1 pseudogene is annotated in these 201 nt (G+C 61.2%); it reads right to left on the bottom strand.

Going from position 1 to position 201, the window contains the following annotated elements:
• Nucleotides 1-201: pseudogene (locus FVP33_RS19705) on the bottom strand (ABC transporter substrate-binding protein); the annotation flags it as partial.

Below are 201 nucleotides of genomic sequence, written 5' to 3'. Positions count from 1 at the left end.
TGTATCAGTGGGCTGCTGCATGGTCGGAGCGCCCTTCGAGGCAATCAGATCGGTCCAGAACTGGATTCCCTTCTGCGTTGCGGCACTGTCGTACCCGGACTTCTTGCCGTCCGAGGCGAGCACGCTCCCGCCTGCCTGGAAGATCGTGTTGTAGTAGGTGGTCTGCCCATCCATGCCCGCGACCGAACCGTAGATGCCATG

Source organism: Lacisediminihabitans profunda, assembly GCF_008040105.1.
In the GTDB taxonomy this organism is placed as follows: domain Bacteria; phylum Actinomycetota; class Actinomycetes; order Actinomycetales; family Microbacteriaceae; genus Lacisediminihabitans; species Lacisediminihabitans profunda.
Note: the sequence above shows the minus strand (reverse complement) of the source record. Positions and strands in the feature narration are given on the sequence as shown.